The sequence below is a fragment of the Snodgrassella sp. B3837 genome (assembly GCF_026535955.1).
Taxonomy (GTDB): domain Bacteria; phylum Pseudomonadota; class Gammaproteobacteria; order Burkholderiales; family Neisseriaceae; genus Snodgrassella; species Snodgrassella alvi_E.
In genome coordinates, this window is the sequence record NZ_JAFNPI010000032.1 from 37,374 (window position 1) to 43,566 (window position 6,193).

The 6,193-nt window shown below is 41.4% G+C and carries 3 protein-coding genes; 1 reads left to right on the top strand and 2 read right to left on the bottom strand.

Going from position 1 to position 6,193, the window contains the following annotated elements:
- The first annotated feature begins 20 nt into the window (after window positions 1-20).
- Window positions 21-1,589: an alkyl hydroperoxide reductase subunit F gene (gene ahpF / locus J3U67_RS08895; RefSeq protein WP_267404808.1), complete on the top strand. Its 1,569-nt coding sequence runs from the start codon at window positions 21-23 to the stop codon at window positions 1,587-1,589.
- 255 nt (window positions 1,590-1,844) lie between these two features.
- On the opposite strand, the gene cueO is transcribed toward ahpF, so the two are convergent.
- Both cueO and J3U67_RS08905 read right to left on the bottom strand, forming a co-directional pair.
- Window positions 1,845-3,392, bottom strand: a complete 1,548-nt coding sequence (gene cueO / locus J3U67_RS08900) for a multicopper oxidase CueO (RefSeq protein WP_267404810.1) — start codon at window positions 3,390-3,392, stop codon at window positions 1,845-1,847.
- Window positions 3,393-3,560: 168 nt separating this feature from the next.
- A partial coding sequence (locus tag J3U67_RS08905) for an autotransporter outer membrane beta-barrel domain-containing protein (protein ID WP_267404812.1) occupies window positions 3,561-6,193 on the bottom strand: 2,633 nt, incomplete at its 5' end.

Genomic DNA, 6,193 nt, shown 5'->3' on the forward strand with positions numbered 1-6,193 from the left:
TAATGTAATGGAGCAGTAATATGTTAGACGACACCCTGAAAAGCCAATTAAAAGCTTATTTAGAATATGTAACCAGACCGGTTGAAATCATAGCAACTCTGGATGAAAGTGCAGGTGCTCGCGACATGCTGGCACTGTTACAAGATGTTGAAGCACTTAGTGATAAAGTTACCTTACGCACTGATGGTGAGTCTGAACGTAAGCCCAGTTTTGAAATTACCAATCCGGGTACACATACCGGACTGATATTTGCCGGTAACCCGATGGGGCATGAGTTTAGTTCACTGGTGCTGGCCTTATTACAGGTAGGCGGACATCCTTCTAAAGAAGCAGAATCTTTGCAGCAGCAGATTAAAAATCTGCAAGGCAACTATCACTTTGAAACTTATTATTCAATTACATGTCATAATTGTCCAGATGTAATTCAGGCGCTGAATCTGATGACTATTCTTAATCCGAATATCACGCATACAGCAATTGACGGAGCTCTGTTTCAGGATGAAATTGAAGCCAAACAGATTATGGGTGTGCCGGCTGTTTTTCTGAATGGCGAATCCTTTGGTCAGGGGCGGATGGAGCTTGCTGAAATAGTAGCTAAACTGGATAGCAATGCCGCCAGTGATGTTGTAAATGAATTGAATGCCAAGGCACCCTTTGATGTGTTGATTGTTGGTGGCGGACCAGCGGGTGCAGCAGCTGGAGTATATGCTGCACGTAAGGGTATCCGTACAGGAATAGTGGCAGAACGTTTTGGTGGGCAGGTACTGGATACGCTTGAGATTGAAAATTATATTTCGGTATTGACAACAGATGGTCCGCGGTTTGCTCGTGATCTGGAAAGCCATGTCCGCAGTTATGATGTCGATATTATGAATCTGCAAAAAGTCAGTGCACTGGTACCGGCTAAAACTGAAGGTGGCCTGATTGAAGTACATACCGAAAGTGGTGCTGTGCTGAAATCTCGTACAGTAATTCTTTCTACAGGTGCTCACTGGCGTTCGATGAATGTACCGGGTGAACAGGAGTACCGAACTAAAGGTGTTACCTATTGTCCGCATTGCGATGGCCCGTTATTTAAGGGTAAAGATGTAGCTGTAATAGGCGGTGGTAATTCTGGAGTAGAAGCTGCGATTGATCTGGCTGGTGTGGTGAAGAGCGTCACCTTGCTCGAATTTTCCGATAAAATGCGTGCAGATGAAGTTTTGCAGCATAAACTAAACAGTTTGCCCAATGTAAAAGTTATCTTAAATGCCCAGACAACTGAAGTTACCGGTGCTGAAGGTAAGGTTAATGGTTTGAATTATCAGGACAGAACTACCAATACAGCTCATCATTTAGCTTTAGAGGGTATTTTTGTTCAGATTGGTCTGCTGCCCAATACCAGCTTTTTGCAGGGTACCGTTGAGTTAACTGAACCCATGCATGAAATTGCAATTGACCGCTATGGTAAAACGAGCGTACCCGGTGTCTTTGCTGCCGGTGATTGCACTAATGTACCTTATAAACAAATTATTATTGCTGCCGGTGAGGGGGCAAAAGCAGCCTTAAGTGCTTTTGATTATCTAATTCGCACCAGTGCACCACAATAACTGTTTTTTATTATTTATCCCTCAAAATTTGCTGTTTTGAGGGATATTTCTATTCTAACCAAATAAAAATTGTTTCGGATTGCCTGCAGCTTTCCGAGAGTATTCAACAAACCTTGTTGAAAAAATCGCAGCAGTAATAAATCTATTCTCGTATGTGCAACTGAGTAGCGAGGATATAATAATATTTATCAGCTGTGTGTTCTTTCGTTTCTACTCTAGTACAAATTGTTCCATTTTTTGAACTTATTATTTGATTCATACTGTAAAACTTAGCATCATGCCAGTATCCTCATGTTCGAGTATATGACAATGTGCCATGTAGGGAAAACTAGATGGAGCAGGGTTGTTGAATTTGACCAATACTTTGCTTACAGCACCTTCTACACTGACTATATCTTTCCACCCTGCACGATGAGCTGGCGGAATTTTACCGTTTTCACTTAAGATCCTGAATTGAGTACCGTGTATATGGAAGGGGTGTAGCATCATATCGCCTACTCCGGATATTTCCCAGCATTCATACTGTCCTTTGTTAGCTTTAAAGGCTGGTGTGTGGATATCAAAAGTCTGTCCGTTAATCCGATTTGCATGCATCAAATCTAAATCAGCCATGTTTGCCTGCATATTATGATGCATCACAGCCATATTTCCGTGGTTTGCAGGCATTTGATGCATGGATGAGTCGCCGGAAAGTTGCTGTAAAGCCTGCATGCCAAGAGTGTCCAGCTGTGAATCCATAGACAATTTAAATTGTCTATTAGTGAGAAGAGCTACAGAAGGGATGGCAGGTAGCTTATTGTTAAGCTGTTCCGGCAAAGTGGCGTTGTTCCGAGTAGATACGGTGGCCATTTGGATAATTGGGTAGGGCTGATCAAAAGGAGCTAGATTCATTCCCATTTGCTTTACTGGCAATGTCAGTAGGTCAAATGCCTGTGCGTTGCTTGTATCAATCAGTACTTCAAAACGTTCAGCCGGCAACATATACAGATTCTGCACTGCTACCGGTTCAGGCAGAAAGCCTCCATCACTGGCAATAACATACATCGGCCGGTGATCACTGCATGCCAGATTCAGGCTTCTGGCGTTACAGCCGTTGAGCAGACGCAGTCGTAGCCAGCCACGTGGCGCATAATGTTGAGGATACAGCTGCCCATTACACAGCAGAGTATCGCCAAACCAGCCCACAGCAGCACTTAGTACATTAAGCTGATAATCAATCTGCCCATTCTCATCAAATTTTTTATCCTGAATTATCAGCGGAATATCATCTATTCCCCAGTTTTTAGGTAATGGCAAGCTGGTGCTGTTGGCATCTTCTAGCAAAAGCATACCGGCCAGCCCCATGGCTACTTGTTTTCCAGAATGCATATGCGGATGCGGATGATACCAGCAGGTTGCAGCCTGTTGTATTGAAGTAAGGTTGATTTGCCGTGTTTGTCCGGCTTCAATGCTTGCTTGTGGCCCACCATCAGCGATACCTGATATTTCCATTCCATGCCAGTGTACTGTAGTGGCTTCGTTAAGACGGTTATGTACTGTAATCTGCACAGGTTTGTTTCGGTACAAGCGAATTACAGGCCCAAGTAAAGCACCATTGTAGCCCCATGTGGTAATCAGATTTTTGCCAAACTGGCTTTGGCCTTGCTGTACCGTAAGTTGAATTTTAGTTTGTTTGGCAGTGTCCAGCAAAGGCGGGATTATCAGCTTCGGTAAGGCTGCATTTCCCTTGGCAAAAGCCGGCCATGGCAGGCCGGCTGCTGCTCCTAATAATGTGGAATATCTGAGAAAATCACGTCTGTTCATGATAATTCCTCTATAAAAATAAATAGCTTAAACCTTTACGTGTAGGTAAGGTCAAGCTATTCTGCCAAAATTTTTTCTGAAATTAAAAAAACAGGACAAAACCTTTTGCAGTTTTGTCCTGTTGCGAACCTCTTATTGCATCATACTGTCAATTTTGCAATTACAGGTTTATAACCAGGTATATTTATAACCCATTGTGCCCTTGAAACCTTTACGTTTGTCGCTACCGAAGTTTTTCTCGTAACGTACATCTCCGTAAAAATCACTCTGTTTGGTAATTGGCAGTTGAATACCCAAACCGAGCTCTCCCCAGGTTTTAGCATATTCTTCTTTCAAGCTATCGCGGCCAATATCAACAGATTTTGGATTAACAAAATCATGCCAGATATTCGCAACGCCATAGAATGATGAAGGTGGTAAATTATCCGTTACATCACCGTTATAGCCAAAGCGCATACCTACACGACCGCGCAATGCAGATGGGTCGTGCTGATCAACATGGCGAATACGGTCATTAAAATCATCCAGAGACAAATACTGATAAACCAACTGAGCCTGTGGTTCGATAAACCAGTTGTTACCATAAACAATGAAGGATTTTCCAGTTTCAGCGGATAATGCTGCACCCCAGCCATTTTGATGCTCGGACTCATTAGAGCGTGCACTATATTTATTACGTAGATAAGTTACCTGGCCTACAAGATCTACATAGCCACCATTAATACCGTAGAATGTACCATAGCCACCAACACTTACAGCATCCGTACGGCCTTTACCATTGTAGTGGTCATCTACAACTCTACCGTTTTCTGCGCGATATTGATCTCGGAAGTCATTTTCATTATGACCATAAGCTACATAGCCACCTACATGTCGGCGTGTACCATTTTTATCGTTTTCATCCAATATAAAATCGTGACCAATTTGAAGAACAGACTGATTTCCGGCAGTATCCAAACGTTTCTTACCATCTTTATCCAGATGTTTTACAACTACTCTGGCCCAAGTTTGCTGTTGGTCTTCACCTAGAGCCGTATTATTGGTACCGTTGATATTGTAAGTCTGATTTTCACTACGACGTTCATGCAATGTACCGATCGTAGTAAAGCCTAGTTCCATATCTGCTGTAGGCATTTGTACATAGCCTGATACCGGTTCTGCATAAATGGATACTTCAGGTGGATTGGGTTTGTCTGGAGCAGTTTTGCCCTTAGCTTTTAAAGTCCATGCATAATCTGTTCCTGCTGAACCATCCGCACGGGTGGTGTTGATTTTTTCAAGCTGTGCTTCACCGGCATTTGTAGTTGGAGCTTTACCTGTAAAGTCACTTCCTGTTGTTTGTCCGTCTACGTGTACAACGACAGCAGAATGGATAGGTATTTCTTTCTGCGTTACATCACCATAGATTCCATTTTTATTGGCTGTATGTACAGTTGTCGGTTTATTCCCGATTACATTTCCAGCAATGTCTACACGGTCACTGTAAGTGGTGCCATCCTTATTCCAGAACGTATTAACGTACATCTGACCACCACCCGTATAGTCACCTTTTACTGTTATGCTATGGTATTTATCTTTATCAGCAGCATCTACTGAAGGAATCTCTGGAAATTTAATCGTTCCTTTGCTGTTTGTCAGATTGGTAAGCACAGAATTGCCGGTATTTGTCCAAATACCCTGGTTATCAAGATCAATTTTTCCGTTTTTGGCAAAACCTGAATTACTGGTGGTACCGGTAAAGTTTCCAGTGTTTACGCCTATAATTGAACCAGAATTGGCATTGATAAGATTACCATCAAAATCAGCGGTGTTACTAAATGATATCAAACCGGAACTAGTTGCATCATTAGTTACATCTGTTCGAAGTATATGATTATTGATGACCGAAACTTCACCAGTTCCAGAGTTGGTAATCTGTGCAGGAGAGCTTACCCCCTGATTGATAAAACTGATCTTACCAGAGCGGTTATTAATAATATTACTGCTGAGATTACCTGAGCTTTCATTGCTGATTTTGATTGCCCCTGAAGCATCGTTACGGATAGTACTTGTTAGTGTCTTTCTATTGATAATCTCAATATTATTTTCATCTGATCCTTTGCGTTCACCCAAATTAGCTATTAAACCACCTAAAACATCATCGTTTGTAATTTGGATATTACCTTTTTTGGTATTCGTAATTTCGCTATCAAGATGACCACTCAGATTATTATGAATTTCTATAGTACCTTCATCATTGTTAGTAATCTTATTTCCATTCATTTGACCATTATTTTCTACTATAAGCGTACCGGTACCATTATTATCAAATGCTCTGCTCATAGTATTGTTATTGGTAATCTTTAAAGTGCCGTTATTCAAATTGTTAATTTTTCCGGTACTGCTGCTGACTCCTGTAGCTTTGTTATCAATATTTCCGTTGTTTATCAGAGAAATCATTCCGGAACTTTCATTAGAAATATCACCATCTAGCTCACCATCAGTACTATTGGTAACCTCAATACTACCCGTTCCTTGGTTAGTGATATTGCCGGTAATTTTTCTGTTATTAATAATATTAATATTATTAGTATCAGAAAGCCCTTTAGCCCCAGTATTCGTAATAGTGCCGCCCAGAACATTATCATTAACAATCTTAATAGCACCGGTGGAAGAGTTACTAATCGCACTATCAATTACACCAGTGTCTTTATTATTGATAGTAATCAAACCGGTACCGTTATTGTTAATCTGATTACTGCTGGAATTACCTTCATTATCTAAAGTAATGCTACCGGAACCACCATTATTGATATTACCGG

What these genes read in the sequence shown, in the direction of transcription:
- cueO (WP_267404810.1), bottom strand. Translation starts at nt 3,392, where the DNA reads ATGAACAGACGTGATTTTCTCAGATATTCCACATTATTAGGAGCAGCA.
- ahpF (WP_267404808.1), top strand. Translation starts at nt 21, where the DNA reads ATGTTAGACGACACCCTGAAAAGCCAATTAAAAGCTTATTTAGAATAT.